Below are 19,898 nucleotides of genomic sequence, written 5' to 3' on the forward strand. Positions count from 1 at the left end.
GCCCGACACCGCGCCGCAGGTTCTATTTTTCCAGCCGCAAAGGCAAGGTGACGCGGAAAGCCGCCCCCCAGCGCCCCGGCAGATACCCGATGGTGCCGCCAAGATTTGCCATCACCTCGCGGCAGATCGCAAGGCCAAGCCCGGCCCCGCCCGCTTTGGTCTGATCCGTCAACCGGGCGAATTTTTCAAAGATCAAGGCTTGCTTGTCCTTGGGAATCCCGCTGCCATTGTCGATGAAATCCACGGTGACGCGCCCGCCCTTGCGCCGGACCAAGATGCGCAATTCCGGGTGTTCGGCGTCGCAATATTTGCGGGCGTTGGAAATCAGGTTGATGAAAACCTGCGTCAAGCGGTCGCTGTCGGTGCGCAGAAAGATATCCTCTCCCGGCAGATCGCGATGGATGATGAAGCTGCGGTTGGGCTGGGTATGGCTGGCCGCCGCCAGCGCCCGGTCAATCATGTTGCGCAGATTGCTCAGTTCAAGGTTCAACTGCACCGTGCCGTTTTCCAGCACGCTCAGGTCCAGCAGATCATCCAGCAGCCGCGTCAGGCGTTTGGTTTCCTCATGGATCACGCCGCCATATTTCGCCACCAGTTCGCTGGGCAGATCACCTTCGGTCAAAATTTCGGAAAAGGCGCGGATCGAGGTCATGGGCGTGCGCAATTCATGGCTGATCTGGCTGAGGAAGGCGTCTTTTTGCACCGAAAGCTGGGTCAGCTTTTCATTGGCATCGCGCAATTGCCGCGCCGTGCGGGTCAGTTCCTCTTGCTGTTCCTCCAGCGTGGCGGAATATTCCATGATCTGCGCGGCCTCATTGGCCACGGCCATCAGATCCTCGACCGAAACCGCCGCGCGGCCTGCGATCTGTGAAATCATGGCATGGGCCGTGGCCGCCCCGACAGACCCTGCCAGCCGCCGTTCCAGCAGGTCGATAAAGGCAGGCGTCGGGTCGGGCAAATAGCCCGCACGGCCTTGGGCGCGGGCTTCGGCCTCAAAGAAACTCAGCCCTTCGTCATCGCCCAAGATACGCTGTGCCATGACCAACAGGTCCTCGGCCCCTTCGGCCCCTTGCATGGACCAGCCGCGCGCCTGCCCTGCCTCGGATTCAAAGGCGTTCACAAAGGCCGCGCCCTGCACCCGCTCTACCGGGCCAGGAAAGGTGAGCAGTGAGCCTGCGCAAAAGGCGATCGTATTCAGCGCGATGGACCAGAATAGCGCATGGATCAGCGGGTCCATCCCTTCCACCCCGAACAAGGCTTGCGGGCGCAACCAATGCAGGCCCAGCGGCCCCTCGGCCATCACCTGCGCCGACAAAACCGCATCCGCCCCGAAGGACGGCAAAAACAGCGTATAGGCCCAGACCGCAAAGCCGATGCACAGGCCCAGCACCGCGCCGATCCGCGTGGCCCCGCGCCAGAAGATACCGCCCAGCATCGCGGGCAAAATCTGCGCCACCCCGACAAAAGAGATCAGGCCAATCGCCGCCAGCGCCGCCGAGCCGCCAGAACCGCGGTAATAGGCATAGCCCAAGGCCAGAATTGCCCCGATCGACAGCCGCCGCGACAGCAGAACCAACCGCCGCACATCGCCCGGCACCGCCTTGGCAGGGCGCAGCGACAACCAGAACGGCATGACGATATGGTTGGAGACCATCGTCGCCAATGCAATCGCCGCCACGATCACCATCGACGTGGCGCTGGAAAACCCGCCCAGAAAGGCCAGCATCGCCAAACCGCCTTGCCCTTGGTTCAGCGGCAGGGTCAGCACGAACAGGTCAGGGTTCGCGCCTTCGGGCATCACCTCCAGCCCCACCACGGCGATGGGCACGACAAACAAGCTCATCGCAAAGACATAGAGCGGGAAGGCCCAGCTTGCCGTGGCCAGATGCCGCTCATCGCTGTTTTCGACCACCAGCACCTGAAACATGCGCGGCAAGCAGATCACCGCCGCCGCCGACAAAAAGATCAGCCCCGACCAGCGCGAGGGTTTCATATGCCACTCCGACATCGGGCTGGCATCAATCCGCGCCAGAATATCGGCGGGCCCCCCGGCGATGCCCCAGACCACGAACACCCCCACCCCGACCAAGGCGACCAGTTTCACCACCGCCTCGACCGCGATGGCGGTGACAACGCCGGTATGCTGTTCATTGGCATCCAGATTGCGGGTGCCGAATAAAATGGTGAACAGCGCCAGGCCCCCTGCCACCCAGATCGAGGTGACATCACCATCCGGTTTGGCCCAGCCATCTGCTGTCGCACTGGCAAACACCCCGAAAGACAGCGTGACCGATTGCAATTGCAGCGCGATATATGGCGTGGCCGCCATCACGCAGATCACCGTTACAATCACGCCCAGCAGGTTGGATTTGCCATAGCGGCTGGAAATCAGATCCGCGATGGAGGTGACGCGGTTTTGCCGCCCGATCCGCACCAGCTTGCGCAGCACCCACCACCAGCCCACGAACACAATCGTCGGCCCAAGATAGATGGTCAGATATTCCAGCCCCGACCGCGCGGCATAGCCCACCGCGCCGTAAAACGTCCATGCCGTGCAATAGACCGACAGCGACAGCGTATAAATAAGCGGAGAGCGCAGCCACCCTGCCGCCCCCAAAGCCGCGCGCCGTTCGACCACGAAGGCGACCAGAAACAGAAAGATCACATAGGCAAGTGCGGCAACGACCAGAAGATTAAAGGGCATTTAACGCTTATCCTCGGCATCCAGCGGATGTTTTGCCCGGATTTCAGGCTCCTCCGTCAGGTTGCGCGCGACAAGGGCCGCCGCGACGATCAGGAACAACCAGACGGCGAACAGGTAAATCCCGTCGCTGGCCGTGCGCCGCAAATCACTATCGGCATCACCCCATAGCATCGGCAGGATAATCAGAAACCCCGCAAGAATGGGCAACAGCCGCGCCGCATCGCGCAAGCGCCGCTGGCGGTAACTGCGCCGGGCAAGGAACAAGGGCCGCTTCACGGTGCAACCAAGGCCCGGACCGAGGCCAGAATGTCCGCGTTGGAAAAGGGTTTGGTCATGAACATATCAGCCCCCATCTGTTCCGCCGTCTCGCGGTCGCGCCCTTGGCCTTTGGCGGTCAGCATCAGCACGCGCAGATCGGCAAATTCCGGCATCGCCCGCAACTGGCTGAGGATTTCAAATCCGCTCATCCCCGGCAACATCACATCCAGAATAAGCACATCGGGGCGTTGTGCCTGCACCGTTTGCACCGCCCCCTCGCCGCCCGCATAGGTGCTGACCTGCCAGCCGTCACGGGTCAGGATGAACCGGATCGCCTCTGCGATATTCGGCTCATCCTCTATCAGCAAAACATGTTTGCCCAAGCCGCGCCCCCTCCCCCAAAGACCGATGCGGTATCGCCTCAGCAGAGTATTGCGGCTTCCTGCGCGACTGTCAAAAGATCATCACCCGGTTTCGGCCATGATCGACGGCTCTCGCCGGGCAATGCAGCCCGCGCGGGGGCAGATACGACAGGAACTGCCGATTTTCAACGCGGCCTGCGCCTCGGCCCCAGTCGCCGCCGACAAAGGCGCGATCAGCATGGCGGCGTCGCGCAATTCCGGCCCGGCAAAGCCCAAAGGGTGCTGCACCGCGCAATAGGCCCGCAACTGATAGCGGCGCGGGGCAAGGCCCGGCATCTCGGCATAGGCCGAAATCGGCTGGGCGGGCCGTGCCAGCGCGGAATACAACGGCCAAAGCGCGCAGGCAGACCCGTGCCGTGGCAGCAAAAACCCCTCCACCGGTTTGCGCACCAACAGCGCGCCAGAGCCGTCGCAGACCACCAGACCTTCGGGCGCATCCTTACGAAAGGCGAGGCGGCGGAACACGGCCAGAACATCGGTGCCAAAATGCTGGGCAAGCCGCAACGGGTCCCCGGTGCCGTCCTTGTCCAAGGCCGCCTCAAACGCGGCCAGTGGCAGGCTTTCGGCATCTGCTGCGGCCTGCACGATCCAATCCTTGGCCAAGGCCCGCGCCGCGCCCGAGGCAAGCGCGGCCACCTCTGGCTCCAACCCCGCAATGCCTGCGGCCCCTGCCTCCAGTGCCGCCAGATGCCAGCCGCGTTCGGCCAGCCAATCCTCCAACTCCTCTTGCGGGGCGGCGGCCCCGGTGTCGGCCTCTTGCTCTGACCCGTCAAGATATGCGACCAGCGCCTCTGCCCCCTGCGCCAACCGTTCACTATCGGCATGCAGATTGCCATGAAACCGCGCCCGCCATTCGGGTTCTATGTCTTCGGTTTCAGCCAGAATCGCCGCCGTGGACCGCACCGAACTGACCGCCGACAACACCTCATGCAAGGCTTGCGACAGATGCGGGTCATGGCTGATGCGGTCATTCAGCGCGGCAACCATCCGCTCCAGATGGCCGATACGGCGAAACTGCACCGCCAGCAAATCGGCCCAGCCCGGAAAGCGGCCCAGCAATTCGTCAAGCCGCTCCATCTCGGGCTTGGTGCTGGCGGCCATTTCGGCTGCCGCGCGCAGGTCTTGCAGGATGCCCGCCTCGGCCCCTTCGGCCAGCAGTCCGACATCCACGCCCAACACACCCGCAAGCCGGTTCAGGACCTCATCGCCGATGCGGCGGCGGTTATGTTCGATCAGGTTGAGGTAGGACGGCGAAATCCCCGCTGCCCGCGCCAGATCGGCCTGCCCGATGCCCGCCGCCAGCCGCCGCTCGCGCACGCGGCTGCCTGTCAATCCTGTCATCGGCATGGTCAACCCTCCTGCGTGACAGCAAATTTACACGACAAGCGGCGTTTTACAAATCCTGAAAACACGGCCAAGCCCCGGTTTTTGGCGGCAGTCTCACGCGCCAGTTTCAAGCGCGGGCCACATGCAAAAGGGCGCACCAGATGGCGCGCCCCAATGGTCAAGCGGTGGCTGAGTTATTGCAGCGCCTTGTCGGTGATCGCAGTGGTATAGGCCCCTTCCGGCGTCTTGGAGATAACCGGATCAGACCCGCCGCCCAGCAGCGTGGCGACCGTCCGCTCATAATCTGCCATATCCAGCGCGCCGTTGGACCCTGCGGTCAGCTTGGCCACTTCGCCCATCATCCGCTTTTGATGCGCTTCGGTCTGCGCGCCGGTTTCGTCATTGTCCAAGACGATCATCGCCGCTTCATCCGGGTTTTCTTCGGCATATTTCCAGCCCTTCATCGAGGCCCGCACAAAGCGCACCATCTTATCCTCAAAGGCCGGGTCGGCAAGATTAGCCTCCAGCACATAAAGCCCGTCCTCCAGCGTCGAGACGCCTTCGTCTTCATATTTGAAGGTGACAAGGTCTTCGGCCGCGATACCGGCATCAATCACCTGCCAATATTCGTTATAGGTCATGGTGGAAATGCAGGCCGCCTGCTTTTGCAACAGCGGATCGACGTTGAAGCCTTGCTTAAGCACCTCTACCCCATCAGCGCCGCCCGTGGTGGGAATGCCAAGCGTGCTCATCCAGCTCAGGAACGGGTATTCATTGCCAAAGAACCAGACGCCCAAGGTCTTGCCCTTGAAATCCGCCGGGCTGGCCACGCCGCTTTCCTTCAGGCAGGTCAGCATCATGCCCGATGATTTGAACGGCTGCGCGATATTGACCACCGGTGCGCCCTGTTCGCGGGCCGCCAAAGCCGAAGGCATCCAGTCCACCATCACATCGGCCCCACCGCCCATAAGCACCTGCACCGGGGCTACATCGGGGCCACCCGGCTTGATGGTGACGTTCAGATCCTCTTCTTCGTAAAAGCCTTTTTCAGCCGCCACATAATAGCCCGCAAACTGCGCCTGCGTGACCCATTTCAACTGCAAGGTCACATCATCCGCAGCCCAAGCCGCAGAGCCCATCAACACCGCGGCCATCGTTCCTGCTACCAGCTTTTTCATCGTGATCTCCCTGTTCGGGCCGCTCTGCGGCCTCTTTGTGATCCGGGCAAAACGCCCGCTGTCGTCATCGTCATGGCGACAGTATAGACGCGTCCCCCCCCCGCCCCGCAAATAGAATCTCATGATTTTCTGCGCCTTTCTTGTGGTTTAGCGCAGATTTCGCATGCGCTTTGCCCAAAGCGAAACCGTTTTGCCCGCCGCTTGGGCAGCGCGCCGAAAACAGGCTCAGGCGACCTTTTTCCAGATATGGTTGCTGTCCCCCATCAGCCGCATCCGGCGTGAGGGCGCGGCGTTCAGCGACAAGGGCGCCACCACATAGGCCCCCACCGGCAGGCTCTTGTGCAAATGCGCCTCAAACCGTTTTTGCAACGCGTCATCGCGAAACGGACGGTAGGAAAACACCACATCATAGGCGCTGTAATCGGCCGTCATCGCGTCCGCGACAAACAACTCCTCGGCCAGCCCCAACCGCGATTGCCCGGCAGCGATCAGGGCGGCCTGAATATCAAAGCCGTGCAGCGCCACCCAATCCAGCGCCTCGCTGTATTTCAGCGCCAGCAGGTTGCGCCCTGCCCCACAGCCAATCTCCAGATAGCGCACCGGACGATAGCGCAGCCCGGCGCTGGCATAATCAGGATCTTTGGCCAAAAGCCCGTCCAGCACCTGCATATCGCCCAGAAACAGCGCAAGATCATAGGCGATATAACCAAAACTGCCCTCCGGCAGCACCTCTGCCGCATCGGTCACATCCGCGCCCAGCAAATCCGCGCAAAACCCGTCGACCAACCGCACCAGCCGCTGGTTCAGCGCCGCCGCCCGCTCCATCTCGGCCAGCGCATCGGCAAATACGCTTTGATACAGATAGAACTGGGGGGAGCCGTCGGGCAGCACAGCGCCTCAGCCCTTGGCGTTTTTCTGGGCCGTGGCCATCTGCTTATGGGCCAGCTTGGATTGCGCCTCGGAAATCGCCTGTTCCTTGCGCGCCTGCTGGGCCATTTTCTCGGCATCCCGCGCGACCTTCATGATCTCGTAAAGCACCTTTTCGACCTCGGCCTTTTCCTTGATCTTTTGCGCCTTCAGCGCGGCGGCCAAGGCCTGCTGATACCCTTTGTTGACAACCTGTAAAACCTTGATCTGTTGTTCATTGGCGGCAATCAGCGCCTTGAACGTATTGGCCATCACTGCAAATTCCTTGGAGTCCATGGGTTCCCCCTCAAAAAGCGTGGCAATAATGGGCAAAGACTACACCCGTTGCCGATTCGCTTCATGCGGATTCTCAGCGGCGCTGGCTGGGGTGCCAGAAGGTGACGCGCCGCTCGATCACCGCGACAACGCCGTAGAAGGCCGATCCGGCGATGGCCGCCACCGCAATCTCGGCCCAGACCATATCCAGCCCCAGCCGCCCGACCTCGGTGCTGATGCGAAAGCCCATGCCTTGTGTCGGGCTGCCAAAAAACTCTGCCACGATCGCGCCGATCATCGCCAGAGTGGTGGCGATTTTCAAACCGTTGAAGATGAACGGCATCGCCGCGGGCAAGCGCAGCTTGAACAAGGCTTGCGCATAGCTGGCCGAATAGGTGGCCATCAGATCGCGCTGCATCCGGTCGCTGGCCTGCAACCCGGCAACTGTGTTCACCAGAACCGGAAAGAACACCATCACCACAACCACCGCCGCCTTGGATTGCCAGTCAAAGCCGAACCACATCACCAAAATCGGCGCGATACCCACCACCGGCAAAGCGGCGACAAAATTGCCCACCGGCAACAGCCCGCGCTGCAAGAAGGCCGACCTATCCACCGCGATGGCCGTCAGCACCGCCGCCCCGCAACCCATCGCATAGCCACTCAGCGCACCCTTCACAAAGGTCTGCACGAAATCGGCCCAAAGCACATCAAGGCTGCTGGCAAAACGGGCCGCAATTGCAAGCGGCCCCGGCAAAATGACCGATGGCACGGCAAACATCGTCACCGTCATCTCCCACAAAGCCAAGATGGTCAGGCCAAAGATCACCGGCACCAAGCGCATGCGCCAGCGCCCGCCCAACCGCGACAACCCGTTGTTCACCAGCCAGGCCCCCAGCCACAGCGCCAACAACACCGTGACCCGCCAATCCCATGCCAGCACCACCAGCGCACCCGCTATCAGGGCGATCAGCCCGTCCAGACCAAACAGAAAGTCCGAGGCCCTGCGCGTGATATCGGCCGTTCCGCTCGCCGTTCTGCTCATTACCTCATCCCCATCCGCGTCAGAACCCGCGCCTGAATACCACCGACCACGGCCACCATCGCCGCCGCCAGCAGGCTTGCCATCACCAAGGTTGCCCAGATCTGAATCGTCTGCCCGTAATAAGACCCCGCCAGCAAACGCGTGCCCAACCCGGCCCCACCCAAAGGCAGCTCCGCCACAATCGTTCCCACAAAGGACGCCGCCACCCCAACCTTCAGCGATGCAAAGAGAAACGGCATCGCCGCCGGCAGCCGCAGCTTCCACAAGCCTTGCAGCGCCGTCGCATTATAGGTGCGCAACAGGTCCAACTGCATCGCATCCGGGCTGCGCAACCCTTTCACCATGCCCACCACCACGGGAAAAAAGCTCAAATACGCCGCGATGATCGCCTTGGGCACCAAACCCGACACCCCGATCGAATTCAACACCACGATGATCATCGGCGCAATCGCCACAATCGGAATGGTCTGGCTCGCAATTGCCCAAGGCATGACCGAGGCATCCATCGCCCGGTTATGCACAATGCCCACCGCCAGCAAAATGCCAAAACCCGCCCCGATGACAAAACCCAGCATCGTCGCCGACAATGTCACCCAGGCATGCAAAACCAACCCCCGGTTCGACAGGCTGCCCGAGCGCACAATCCCGCGCCGCCCAGAGACTTCCTCGCCCCATGTCAGCGCCCAGAATTCCGCCGCCACCTGATGCGGCGCGGGCAAGACCGGGCGCTCTTGCCGCAGGGTCGCAGGCAGAATCTCGGCCCAGCCAATCACGGCCCCGGCACGGCTTGCCTGATCGCGCTCCCATTGCGCGTTCATCAGCACCGCCGCCGCATACCAGATCGCCAAAATAACCCCCAGGACGACCAGAACCGGGCCAAAAGATCTCATACCCCGCCCCCGGTTTTCATCTTGGCAAAAATACCTTCCAGGGGGGAATTGGCCGCAAGGCCAAGGGGGGACAGACTGTCCCCCGCGCCCTGCCCCATGCGCTCAATCGTCATAGGAATGCCCCGCCCGCAACCCATCCCGCACCCGATGCGCCACCGCAATAAACTCCGGGCTGTCGCGAATATCCAAAGGGCGTTCGCGCGGCAAAGGGCTCTCAATCACATCGGCAATCCGTCCCGGTCGCGGGCTCATTACCACGATCTTGGTGGACAGATACACCGCCTCGGGGATGGAGTGGGTCACAAAGGCAATCGTCTTTTCCGTCCGCGCCCACAGCGCCAAAAGCTGCTCATTCAGATGGTCGCGCACAATCTCATCCAGCGCGCCAAAAGGTTCATCCATCAGCAAAATATCGGCGTCAAAACTCAGCGCCCGCGCGATGCTGGCCCGCTGCTGCATCCCGCCCGAAAGCTGCCAGGGGTACTTCTTGCCAAAGCCTTTCAGATCCACCAGCTCCAGCACCCGCTCCACCCGGCTTGCCTGCTCGGCCTTGGACAGGCCCATGATCTCCAGCGGCAAACGGATATTCCCACCAATCGTGCGCCAAGGGTAAAGCCCCGCCGCCTGAAACACATAGCCATAGGCCCGCGCCTGCCGCGCGTCTTCCGGGCTCATCCCGTTCACGGTCAGTTTGCCCTCGGTCGGGGTTTCCAGCGCCGCCATGCAGCGCAAGAACGTGGTCTTGCCACAGCCCGACGGCCCGATGAACGAGACAAAATCCCCCTTTTCAATCACCAGATCCACGCCTTTCAGCGCATGCACTGGCCCGTCTCCCGTCTGAAACGTCAAGCCGACGCCCTTGGCTTCAATCACCGTTCCCGTCACTCGGGCCTCTCCTTCACGTTTCTCGTCGACCCTAATGCATCACAGCCGCACATCACACCCCACTCGCCGGGATGCCTGACCGCTGCACCGGACGCGGCGCCGTCAAATCCTTCCAGGTGCTCAAAGCCCGGTTCACAGCCCCGTTCGGCTCTCGCGCCACAAATTCGCCATGGCCTTCCTGGCAACGGATCTCGCCATCATGCACCGCCACCTGGCCCCGCGTCAGCGTGAAGCGCGGCAAACCCTTCACCGCTTTGCCTTCAAACACATTGTAATCAATGGCAGATTGCTGCGCCCCTGCCGAAATCACCTTTTCCTTCGCCGGGTCCCATACCACCAGATCGGCATCCGACCCAACGGCCACAGCCCCTTTCTTCGGATACATCCCGAAAATCTTGGCCACATTGGTCGAGGTCACCGCCACAAACTCATTCATCGTGATCCGGCCCGTGTTCACCCCATTGGTCCACAGCATCGGCATCCGGTCCTCCAGCCCCCCCGTGCCATTCGGGATCTTGGTGAAATCCCCCATGCCAAAGCGCTTCTGCTCGGTGGTGAACGCACAATGATCCGTCGCCACCACCGAAAGCGACCCGCTGGCCAATCCGGCCCACAGGCTGTCCTGATGCTGCTTGTTGCGGAACGGCGGGCTCATCACGCGGCGCGCGGCATGGTCCCAATCAGGGTTGAAATACTCGCTCTCATCCAGCGTCAGATGCTGGATCAACGGCTCCCCCCAGACGCGTTTGCCTTGCGCCCGCGCGCGGCGAATGGCCTCATGACTATCCTCGCACGAGGTATGCACCACATAAAGCGGCGCCCCTGCCATATCGGCAATCATGATCGCACGGTTCGTGGCCTCGCCTTCCACCTGCGGCGGGCGGGAATAGGCATGCGCCTCGGGCCCGGTGTTACCCTCTGCCAGCAGCCGCGCCGACAGTTCGGCCACCACATCGCCATTCTCGGCATGCACCATGGCAATCCCACCCAATGCCGCAACCCGCTGGAAAGAGGCATAAAGCTCGTCATCATTGACCATCAGCGCGCCCTTATAGGCGAGGAAATGCTTGAAGCTGGTGATACCCTTGTCCACGACCTTCGCCATATCCTCAAACACATTCTCCCCCCACCATGTCACCGCCATGTGATAGGAGTAATCGCAATTGGCCCGGCCCGATTTATTGTGCCACATCTCCAACGCGTCCAGCAGGCCCTGCCCGGGGCTGGGCAAGGCGAAATCAATCACCATCGTGGTGCCCCCCGCCAGCGCCGCCCGCGTCCCGCTTTCAAAATCATCGCTGGAATAGGTGCCCATGAACGGCATCTCCAGATGCGTATGCGGATCAATCCCACCGGGCATCACAAAACACCCCGTCGCATCCAGCAACTCGTTCCCCGAAAGCCCCGGCCCGATCGCCGCAATCCGCCCGCCTTCAATCAACACATCCGCCTTATAGGTCAGATCATGCGTCACAATCGTGCCGTTCTTGATAACCGTGCTCATCGCGCCATCTCCCGTTTCGCCGTTAAAGGCTTTCGCCTCATTCATCTATTTTCAAATATCCTCGGGGGGTCCGGGGGGCAGACAGCCCCCCGGCCTCCGCCCTAGCGGCAGCTTTGGTAGGTTTCCCCCGTCAAATCCCGCGCTTTCAGGATCATCGAAATCCCAACCTCACGCGCGCGCAAGCAGGCCGCGTCGAAATCGGGGAAATCATCAGTATATTCAATATCGAAAATCGGCTTCCCCGCCTCGGTATAGCTTTGATACGCATCGCAGAAATCCCATTTCCAGCAGCTTTCGGTGATCACGAAATCCAACTGCGCCGACAAGGCCCCGGCAAGGTCCGGCGCGTTCTTGTGGCCGATCAGCAACCCCATGCCATGCGCCATTTGCGCCAGCGCCGTCACATAGGCCACGGCATCCGCCTCGCTCAGATCAAAGCCGCTCTCATTGGCATAGACGTCCATATTGTCCGGGCTGATCCCTTCAAACCCGGCATCCTTGCACTTTTGAAACCGCTGTTCCATCAGCGGCAAGATCGCCTTGTGGCGAATGTCGATATAGCGTTCTTCGGGCCAATCCGGCAGGCCCTTGCCAATCGCCTTGGCCGGAAAGGCGTCAAAATCCGCCCGATAGGTTTCCAGCGTCCCGACCGAGACATAACACATGACCTTGGTGCCCGCAGCCCGCAGCCCCAGCACGGTTTCGGGGCCAAACTCATCGGCATCCAGAACCAGAGTCTGCACCTTCCGGTCCAGCCGGTAAGGTTCGGTATATTGCACGTCAAAGCTTTCACCGATCTCGATCAGCACCAAAGACGCAAGCAGAATACTCATGGCCTGTTCCCCTTTCGCCCAAAGCTAGCCTATGCAATAGCGCCCGGCTTCGGTTCTGACGGGCAAAATCTTTCCGTCTTGCTCATAATAATAGCAGGTATCGGCGCTCAGCAGCAGGTTTGAGGCCGAAACGCCGGGTGGCAAATAGCGTTTCAGGTCCGCGTTATAGGCCACGTCAATCGGGGTGAAGCCCGCTGCCTCGGGGTCCGCCGCCTTTGGGCCTGCTGCCTGCGGGTCTGGCGCTTGCGCCACACAAGCCGCCAGCAGCAAGGGCAAAACCATCAGCCCGCGCATCACGGCACCACCTGCGCCACGTCAAGCACCGCGTGGAACATCACATCCGTTCCCGCAGCCGCCCATTCCGGCGTGATTTCCTCGGCCTCATTATGGCTGAGCCCGTCGACACAGGGGCACATGATCATCACGGTGGGTGCCACGCGGTTGATCCAGCAGGCATCATGCCCCGCGCCGGAAATGATATCCATATGGCTATAGCCCAAGCGTTCAGCCGAGGCGCGCACCACTTTCACCAAGCCCGGATCAAAGGTCACGGGATCAAAATGCCCGACATCTTCGATCTCCACCCCCAGACCCAGCTCTGCCGCCACCGCATGGGCAGCGCGTGTCACTTCGGCTTTCATCGCGTCCAGCTTGGCTTGATCGGGGCTGCGGATATCCACCGTGAACACCGCCTTGCCGGGGATCACATTGCGCGAATTGGGGTAGACATTGGCATGCCCCACCGCCCCCACCGCACCTGGTTGGTGGCTCATCGCGATCTGATGCACGCGCTCGGTGATCCGCGCCATGCCAAGCCCCGCATTCACCCGCATGTTCATCGGCGTGCTGCCGGTATGGGCATCCTTGCCGGTGAGGGTGATCTGCAACCACCAAAGCCCCTGCCCATGGGTAACAACGCCCACATCCTTGCCCTCGGCCTCCAGTATCGGGCCCTGTTCGATATGCAGTTCCAACATCGCATGCATCTTGCGCGCGCCGACCTGCTCCTGCCCGACCCAGCCGATACGCTTCAACTCATCGCCAAAGGCTTTGCCCTCGGCATCGCGGCGGGCATAGGCCCAGTCTTGGTCATGCATCCCGGCAAAGACCCCACTGGCCAGCATGGCCGGGGCAAAGCGGGTGCCTTCTTCATTGGTCCAGTTTGTCACCACGATCGGGTGCTTGGTCTTGATGCCCGCATCATTCAGGCTGCGCACCACTTCCAGCGCGCCCAAGACGCCCAACACCCCATCATATTTGCCGCCCGTCGGCTGGGTATCCAGATGGCTGCCCATATAGACCGGCAGCGCCGCCGGGTCAGTGCCCGCGCGGGTGGCAAACATGGTGCCCATGGTGTCGACACCCATGGTCATCCCCGCCGCCTCACACCAGCTTTGAAACAGCGCGCGGCCCTTGGCATCATCATCCGTCAGGGTCTGGCGATTGTTACCGCCCGCCACGCCGGGGCCGATCTTTGCCATTTCCATCAGGCTGTCCCACAGGCGTTCTTTATCAATCCGAAGGTTCTGCCCTGATGCCGCCATCTTATCTCTCCCGTTGCCGCTGGGGTCTATTGCCCCTTGCCGCGAGTCTCCTCGCCGCCCTATGCTTTGATCATAGCGCAACACAACCTGACCAAGCGGTCAAGAAAATTCGCAAAGCCGCCGATGACAAGCCAGACCCGCCCTTCCAAACGCCTTGAGACGCGCCGCGAAAATGAGCGGGCGATCCTTTCTGCGGCGGAAAAAGTATTCGCCGAGGCCGGGTTTGGCGGGGCCACGATGCAGCTTATCGCTGATCTTGCGGGCCTGCCAAAGGCCAATCTGCATTACTACTTTGCCACGAAAGAGGATCTCTATCGCCGTGTGGTGCAGGATATCTTTGAAATCTGGCTGCATGCCGCCGACAGTTTTGACAATGCCGCAGACCCGGCCAGTGGCATCGGGGCCTATATTGACGCCAAGATGGAAATCTCGCGCCGCCATCCCAATGGGTCCAAGGTCTGGGCGTCCGAGGTGATGCATGGCGCGCCGGTCATTCAGGATTATCTGGAAGGCACGCTGCGCGACTGGACCGAAGGGCGGATTGCCGTGATCCAAGGCTGGATTGATGCCGGAAAGATGGCCCCGATCAGCCCGCGCCATTTGCTGTATATGCTATGGGCCACCACCCAGCATTACGCCGATTTCGGGCATCAGGTCGAAACGCTCAACAATGGCAAGCCCTTGTCGGATGCGGATTGGCAGATGGCCAAGCAACAGGTCAAGGATATCATCCTGCGCGGCATTGGCGTGGTATAGGGGGAACAGAGGATGACAGGCGAAACCGACCCGCGCTTTGCGCATTTTGACGAAAGCACTGCCTTGGCCCTTGGGCTGGCACTGGTGGAACTGGCGCAGGCCGACAGCCTGCCCGTGGTCATCAATATCCGCAGCGCCACCCGGTGCTATTTCCACGCGGCTTTGCCCGGTTCCACCCCGCTGAACGATGATTGGGCGCGGCGCAAATCCAACACGGTGCTGAAATACCATCAATCCTCGCTCGCGGTGGGGCAGGCCAAGGCGGTGAAAGGCGCGGATGTAACCAGCGACGGCCTGTCGCCCGCCGAATATGCCACCCATGGCGGCGCGGTGCCGATCCGGCTGACCAATGGCTTGATGGTGGCGGTGGCCACAGTGTCGGGCCTGCCACAACTGGAAGATCACGCGCTGGTGCTGCGCGGCATCGCCAAAGTGCTTGGCAGCGCGGGCTAAGGCCCCGCTCCGGGCAAAAAGCCAGCCGTAAACTTTGGTTTACACGGCCCATCTAAGCCCCAGACCAATATCCCAGCCGCAACCTGCCCGGCTATCCAGTCCGCAGCCCGCAACATGTCGTTGAGGGTTTGCAACACACTGGACCAACCATGAAACGCTTTTTGCTGACCGCCGCCTTCACCGCCCTTGCCGCCCCGGTTCTGGCCGAACCCGCCTGCACCCCCGGCGAAACCCTGAAACCCGTTTGGGAATCGCTGAAAAGCTTTGAAGACGAAGGCGGCAAGGTTCTTGCCTTCAAGATCAATGACGGGGGCTGCTATGAAATTTACGGCACGCTGAACGGCACCAAGATGGAGGTGTTCTTTGACCCGAACACCGGCACCGAACTCGACCGTATCGCGGATTGAGCGACCAGAGAGGGAGGCGCAGCATGACACATAAAACGCACCCCCGCGCAACGGGCACAACGGTCCGCGTCTGGGATATCGGCTTGCGCCTCTTTCACTGGTCCTTGGTCGCGATGGTCGCAGGGGCCTATCTGACCGAAGATCTGCGCAAGATCCATCGCAACCTTGGCTATATCGTGCTGGCCCTTCTGGCCTTTCGTCTGGGCTGGGGGATTATCGGGTCGCGCCATGCGCGGTTTGCCAGCTTTCTGCCCGGCCCTGCCCGCCTGATTGGCTATCTGCGCGATATCCTGCGCGGACGCGAGGCGCGCTATCTGGGCCATAACCCGGCCGGGGCCGCAATGATCGTGGCGCTGCTGGTCACGCTTGGCCTGATCGGTGCGACAGGCTATATGATGGGTATGGATCGGTATTTCGGCAAAAACTGGGTCGAAGAGGCACATGAAGCCTTGGCCAATGGGCTGCTTGTGCTGATCGCCTTGCATATTGGCGGGGTGCTGCTGGCCAGCTATCGCCATTCTGAAAACCTGATCCGGGCCATGGTGACCGGAAGAAAGCGTGTGGATGACCACTGAAACGGAGCAACGCTCCAGACGGCTATCGCTGCGGCGGGGGGTTTTCCTTGCCGCCGCAGGTTTACAGATCGGGTGCGGGATCGTGTTCCTGACCGATGTTTTTCTTGAATGGGAAGGGCTGCACCTGCATGGCGTGCTGGAGTTTCTGGCCGTCATCGGGCTTGGCGTCGGGGCCAGCCTGACCCTGCGCGAATACCGCAGCCTTTTGCATCGCAACACCAAGGTGGAACGCGAGTTGGGCGTTGCCTCCGGCGCATTTCATGAGGTGATTACCCACCATTTTGATCGCTGGGGCCTGACAGCCGCCGAACGCGATGTGGCGTTGCTGTCGATCAAAGGGCTTAGCAATGCCGATATCGCAGCCCTGCGCGCCACCCGCGATGGCACGATCAAGGCACAAACCGCTGCCATCTATCGCAAGGCCGGGGTGTCGAGCCGGGCAGAGCTTGTCTCGGTCATGGTCGAAGAACTGATCGCCGGGCTTCCGACACCCCAAGCATAAATAACGCCCCCAGAACCCATGCGCCGCATGAAAAAGGCCGCCCCGGTTCGGGCGGCCTTTTGCGGTTTCATCTTGGCCGGGGTTTAGCCTGCCAACAGGTTTGGCACAATCGTGACCACGCTTGGGAACAGATAGAGCAGCAACAGCGCCCCCACCTGGATCAGGACGAAAGGCACCACGCCTTTGTAGATATGCCCGGTTGTCACCTCTTTCGGGGCCACGCCGCGCAGATAGAACAGCGCAAAGCCGAAAGGCGGGGTCAGGAACGAGGTTTGCAGGTTCACCGTGATCATGATGGTCACCCAAGACGGATCAAACGTGCCGCCATAGATCACGGGGCCGACGATTGGCACCACGATGTAGATGATTTCAAGGAAATCCAGCACGAAGCCAAGGACGAACAACACCAGCATCACGATCAGGAACACCGTCAGCTCATTGTCAAAGCTGCGCAGGAAGCTCTGGATATAATGCTCACCGCCGAAGGAGATCAGCACAAGGTTCAGAATCTGGCTGCCGATCAGGATGGCGAACACCATCGAGGTGACTTTGGTGGTTTCACGCACCACCGGGGTCAGCACCTTGTTCCGCCACAACACCCAGCAGGCATAGAGCAAGCCCAGCATGGCAAAGGAATAGGTGGCCTGTGCCACGGCCCAGGCGATCCACTGCTCGGTCGTGGTGACGCCAACGCCGACCCGCAGGTCAAAGTTCACGCCCACAAGGATCATGATCACAATGGCAAAGGCCGTCATGATGATGATGCTGCCCGATTTGTTCAGATCACCCAGCTTGCGATACGCCGCCAGCAAGATCGCACCCCCTGCCCCAAGCCCAGCGGCCGGGGTCGGGTTGGTGATGCCGCCAAGGATGGAACCAAGCACCGCGATGATCAGGATCAGCGGCGGAAACACCACGCGGATCAGTTCATTCCGGGCCAGCATTCCGGCGGCGAAATAGGCCCCGTAAAGTGCCAGCGCAAAGGGAATGGCCAGAATGACAAGCGTCATCCCCGGTGTGGCATTGGGCGCGATAAAGACGATATCGGCCAGCAAGCCCAACACGATACCGCCCGCACCGATCATCAGCGGGCGATGGTCTGCCGAAGGGGCAACACCGCGCGCCGTGGTCAGCATCAGCGCCAGCAGCAAGAAGATCACGCCCACACCCGTGCCAATCGGTGCGCGGGTCGCAAGCTTTTCAGCCTGCGCGGCAGTCAGTTCTTCCGGGGTCAGTTGCACGGATTTGGCAACGCCCCCTGCGGCGTCAATCTCGGCCTGTTGGGCCACAGCGGCATCCCAACGCTCTTGCCCGTGCAAGGCGATCATCGACGCCTTGCACTGATCCGACACACGGGTGCGCAGATCGGCGGTCTGGCCTGCATCGGAATAGCTGTCGACCGTCAGGTTCTGACTGCCGATCATGCCCACTTGCATGGCCAACAACAGCCCGCCGATCAACGCGACTGGCACGCCAAGGAACCACGTGGTTGCTTCCTTGCGGGTGATAATCTCCCCGCGGCCACTGGCCTCGATCTGCACAGCCGGCGCCTTGGACGGGTTCAGCATCGCAAAGCCAAAGGCATAAGAGGCATAAAGCACCGCCAGCATGATGCCCGGCAGGATCGCCGCCTGAAACAGCGTCCCGACCGAGACAACCGCCGCCGACCCCAGATAGGTCAGCGCATCGGAACAGCCTGCGGTTTGCGCGCGGATTTCCTGCCCGGCGGCATAAAGGTCACCCGCCATGGTGCCCAGCAAAACGATCACGATAGAGGGCGGGATGATCTGCCCCAAAGTGCCCGAAGCCGCGATCACCCCGGTGGCAAGCTGCGGCGAATAGCCTGCGCGCAACATGGTCGGCAGCGACAACAGACCCATGGTCACAACGGTCGCGCCCACAATCCCGGTCGATGCCGCCAGAAACGCGCCCACAACAACAACCGCCACGGCCAGACCGCCCGGCAGCGGGCCAAACACGCGGGCCATGGTGGTCAGCAGGTCATTGGCGATCTTGGAGCGTTCCAGCACGATCCCCATCATCACGAACATCAGCACCGCCAGCAGCGTCTCGATCGAGGCGCCTGCGATGACCCGCTCGTTCATGCGGTTCACGATGAAGGACAGGTTGCGATCCATCGCCACTTCCCAGCCCTGCGGGAACAAGGGCTGCGCGATCAGCGGCAGTTCCGGATATCTGAAATGGGTGATGTCGATCTGGTTGACGCCAGCCGCCTGCAAGGCGCGATAGGCCTCGGAGGAGGTATCGACCGCGTTATGGATCAACAGACCAGAGCTATCGAGTGCGGCGATGATGCCAAAGGCAATAACCCCCGCGCCCCCGATGGAAAACGCCACCGGAAAGCCCGAGATGATGCCCGAAAAGAGGCAGAGGAACACGATGATGAGGCCAACCTCAATCCCGTCAAGTCCGAATAACATGATGTGACAGTCCTTTGTTGGGGGCCTTAATGCGTGCCAGTGGCAGAGGCATCCACCGACGAATCGAGATCAAGATATTTGCCGTCCTCTTCCGGCCCCTCGCGCCATTCCAGCATCGAGCGGTAGAAAAAGGCGATGGCATGCAGGAACACAAGCGCCGTGAAGGCCAGCATCAGGATCTTGAACAGGTAATAGGCATCGAACCCGTTGGGCGAAAAGCCGATGGTTTCAACGTTCCATTTCAACACTTTCGCCTTGCGCATGATCTGGTCGATGCTGTCCGAGGCCGAGATTTTCGGCGTCAGCAGATGGCGCCACATGAAGAACCAAGCGAAAAGCCATGTCATGATCGCCGCAGGCATCATGAACACCAGCGTGCCCGCCATATCGACCACCCGCTTGGCGCGGTAGCTGAGCCGGGCATAAACCAGATCCACCCGCACATGGCCGCCCTGCACGAAGGTGTAGGTGACGCACAGGCAAACGATCATGGCGTTGTAAAGCTTCAACTCTTCCGACCACCAGCTCACGTCATGCGAAACGAAGGTGAACCCATCCATCAGCTTGTAGCCGAACGGGGCAAAGGGGCCGAATTCGATGGCCGAGGCGCTGAAAATCCGTTGCAGGAAGACGATGAAAATCTGTTGCAGCACCATCAGCAAGCCAACCCATGCCACCGCGCGGCCCAGCGTATTGGCAAACCATTCCAACCCGCGCACCACAGCCCACATGATGGATTTGCGCCAGATGCCGACCGCCGTCAGAACCAGAAAGGCGGTAAAGACGACGAAAAAGAAATCCTTGCTTGCGCCGTAAAAGATAAAGCGCCCCAAGGCTTCTTTGGCTTCGACCGTTTCAAGCTGGCCCAACTCGCCCAGCCAGCCCAGCCATTCCCCCGGATGCGTGATCGCATAGAAGAAATGGACAAAAGACATGGCGATGTTGGAAAATAGTGCGAAAATGCCGTCGAGCATTTCGATCCCCCCCTACAGG

Annotated in this window: 21 protein-coding genes; 5 read left to right on the plus strand and 16 right to left on the minus strand. The window is 61.0% G+C overall.

The window, feature by feature from the left end; all coding sequences use genetic code 11:
• Positions 1–22: 22 nt before the first annotated feature.
• The 14 genes from EGN72_RS08080 to EGN72_RS08145 form a co-directional block, all read right to left on the minus strand.
• Entirely contained in the window at positions 23–2,704 is a 2,682-nt protein-coding gene (locus EGN72_RS08080) for an ATP-binding protein (RefSeq protein WP_127046375.1), read from the minus strand.
• On the minus strand, positions 2,705–2,980 hold the full coding sequence (locus EGN72_RS08085) for a hypothetical protein (protein WP_127046377.1): 276 nt from the start codon (positions 2,978–2,980) through the stop codon (positions 2,705–2,707). It lies immediately after the preceding gene.
• Entirely contained in the window at positions 2,977–3,345 is a 369-nt protein-coding gene (locus tag EGN72_RS08090) for a response regulator transcription factor (RefSeq protein ID WP_127046379.1), read from the minus strand. Before EGN72_RS08090 ends, EGN72_RS08085 begins: the two co-directional genes overlap by 4 nt.
• 81 nt (positions 3,346–3,426) lie before the next feature.
• Entirely contained in the window at positions 3,427–4,731 is a 1,305-nt protein-coding gene (locus tag EGN72_RS08095; protein ID WP_127046381.1) for a short-chain fatty acyl-CoA regulator family protein, read from the minus strand.
• Positions 4,732–4,904: 173 nt separating this feature from the next.
• Entirely contained in the window at positions 4,905–5,888 is a 984-nt protein-coding gene (locus tag EGN72_RS08100) for an ABC transporter substrate-binding protein (RefSeq protein ID WP_127046383.1), read from the minus strand.
• Positions 5,889–6,113: 225 nt separating this feature from the next.
• Positions 6,114–6,779 carry a class I SAM-dependent methyltransferase gene (locus tag EGN72_RS08105; RefSeq protein ID WP_127046385.1) on the minus strand — a complete coding sequence of 222 codons (666 nt, stop codon included), beginning with the start codon at positions 6,777–6,779 and terminating at the stop codon, positions 6,114–6,116.
• 6 nt (positions 6,780–6,785) lie between these two features.
• On the minus strand, positions 6,786–7,091 hold the full coding sequence (locus EGN72_RS08110; protein WP_127046387.1) for a hypothetical protein: 306 nt from the start codon (positions 7,089–7,091) through the stop codon (positions 6,786–6,788).
• A gap of 73 nt (positions 7,092–7,164) precedes the next feature.
• Positions 7,165–8,115: an ABC transporter permease gene (locus EGN72_RS08115; RefSeq protein ID WP_127046389.1), complete on the minus strand. Its 951-nt coding sequence runs from the start codon at positions 8,113–8,115 to the stop codon at positions 7,165–7,167.
• On the minus strand, positions 8,115–9,005 hold the full coding sequence (locus EGN72_RS08120; RefSeq protein WP_127046391.1) for an ABC transporter permease: 891 nt from the start codon (positions 9,003–9,005) through the stop codon (positions 8,115–8,117). The genes EGN72_RS08115 and EGN72_RS08120 overlap by 1 nt, the downstream gene beginning before the upstream one ends.
• 102 nt (positions 9,006–9,107) lie before the next feature.
• A complete protein-coding gene (locus EGN72_RS08125) occupies positions 9,108–9,890 on the minus strand; it encodes an ABC transporter ATP-binding protein (protein ID WP_127046393.1) in 783 nt (260 codons plus the stop codon).
• 52 nt (positions 9,891–9,942) lie between these two features.
• Complete coding sequence (gene hydA / locus EGN72_RS08130) at positions 9,943–11,394, minus strand: dihydropyrimidinase (protein WP_127046615.1); 1,452 nt, start codon at positions 11,392–11,394, stop codon at positions 9,943–9,945.
• A gap of 101 nt (positions 11,395–11,495) precedes the next feature.
• Entirely contained in the window at positions 11,496–12,227 is a 732-nt protein-coding gene (locus EGN72_RS08135) for an endo alpha-1,4 polygalactosaminidase (RefSeq protein ID WP_127046395.1), read from the minus strand.
• Between the two features lie 24 nt (positions 12,228–12,251).
• Positions 12,252–12,521, minus strand: a complete 270-nt coding sequence (locus tag EGN72_RS08140; RefSeq protein WP_127046397.1) for a hypothetical protein — start codon at positions 12,519–12,521, stop codon at positions 12,252–12,254.
• A complete protein-coding gene (locus EGN72_RS08145; RefSeq protein WP_127046399.1) occupies positions 12,521–13,771 on the minus strand; it encodes a Zn-dependent hydrolase in 1,251 nt (416 codons plus the stop codon). Before EGN72_RS08145 ends, EGN72_RS08140 begins: the two co-directional genes overlap by 1 nt.
• Positions 13,772–13,894: 123 nt before the next feature.
• Between EGN72_RS08145 and EGN72_RS08150 the strand changes: the two genes are divergently transcribed.
• From EGN72_RS08150 to EGN72_RS08170, 5 genes are all read left to right on the plus strand, one after another.
• Complete coding sequence (locus tag EGN72_RS08150) at positions 13,895–14,527, plus strand: TetR/AcrR family transcriptional regulator (protein WP_127046401.1); 633 nt, start codon at positions 13,895–13,897, stop codon at positions 14,525–14,527.
• 12 nt (positions 14,528–14,539) lie between these two features.
• Positions 14,540–14,980: a heme-degrading domain-containing protein gene (locus EGN72_RS08155; RefSeq protein ID WP_127046403.1), complete on the plus strand. Its 441-nt coding sequence runs from the start codon at positions 14,540–14,542 to the stop codon at positions 14,978–14,980.
• 149 nt (positions 14,981–15,129) lie between these two features.
• Complete coding sequence (locus tag EGN72_RS08160; RefSeq protein ID WP_127046405.1) at positions 15,130–15,387, plus strand: PepSY domain-containing protein; 258 nt, start codon at positions 15,130–15,132, stop codon at positions 15,385–15,387.
• A gap of 23 nt (positions 15,388–15,410) precedes the next feature.
• A complete protein-coding gene (locus tag EGN72_RS08165) occupies positions 15,411–15,962 on the plus strand; it encodes a cytochrome b/b6 domain-containing protein (protein ID WP_127046407.1) in 552 nt (183 codons plus the stop codon).
• Positions 15,952–16,464: a LuxR C-terminal-related transcriptional regulator gene (locus EGN72_RS08170; RefSeq protein ID WP_127046409.1), complete on the plus strand. Its 513-nt coding sequence runs from the start codon at positions 15,952–15,954 to the stop codon at positions 16,462–16,464. The genes EGN72_RS08165 and EGN72_RS08170 overlap by 11 nt, the downstream gene beginning before the upstream one ends.
• A gap of 83 nt (positions 16,465–16,547) precedes the next feature.
• Here the strand turns inward: EGN72_RS08170 and EGN72_RS08175 are convergent, their stop codons facing one another.
• Both EGN72_RS08175 and EGN72_RS08180 read right to left on the minus strand, forming a co-directional pair.
• Positions 16,548–18,905, minus strand: a complete 2,358-nt coding sequence (locus EGN72_RS08175; RefSeq protein ID WP_127046411.1) for a TRAP transporter large permease subunit — start codon at positions 18,903–18,905, stop codon at positions 16,548–16,550.
• Between the two features lie 26 nt (positions 18,906–18,931).
• Complete coding sequence (locus EGN72_RS08180) at positions 18,932–19,879, minus strand: TRAP transporter small permease subunit (protein WP_127046413.1); 948 nt, start codon at positions 19,877–19,879, stop codon at positions 18,932–18,934.
• Positions 19,880–19,898 lie beyond the last annotated feature (19 nt).

The organism is Pseudorhodobacter sp. E13 (assembly GCF_003991405.1).
In the GTDB taxonomy this organism is placed as follows: domain Bacteria; phylum Pseudomonadota; class Alphaproteobacteria; order Rhodobacterales; family Rhodobacteraceae; genus Pseudorhodobacter.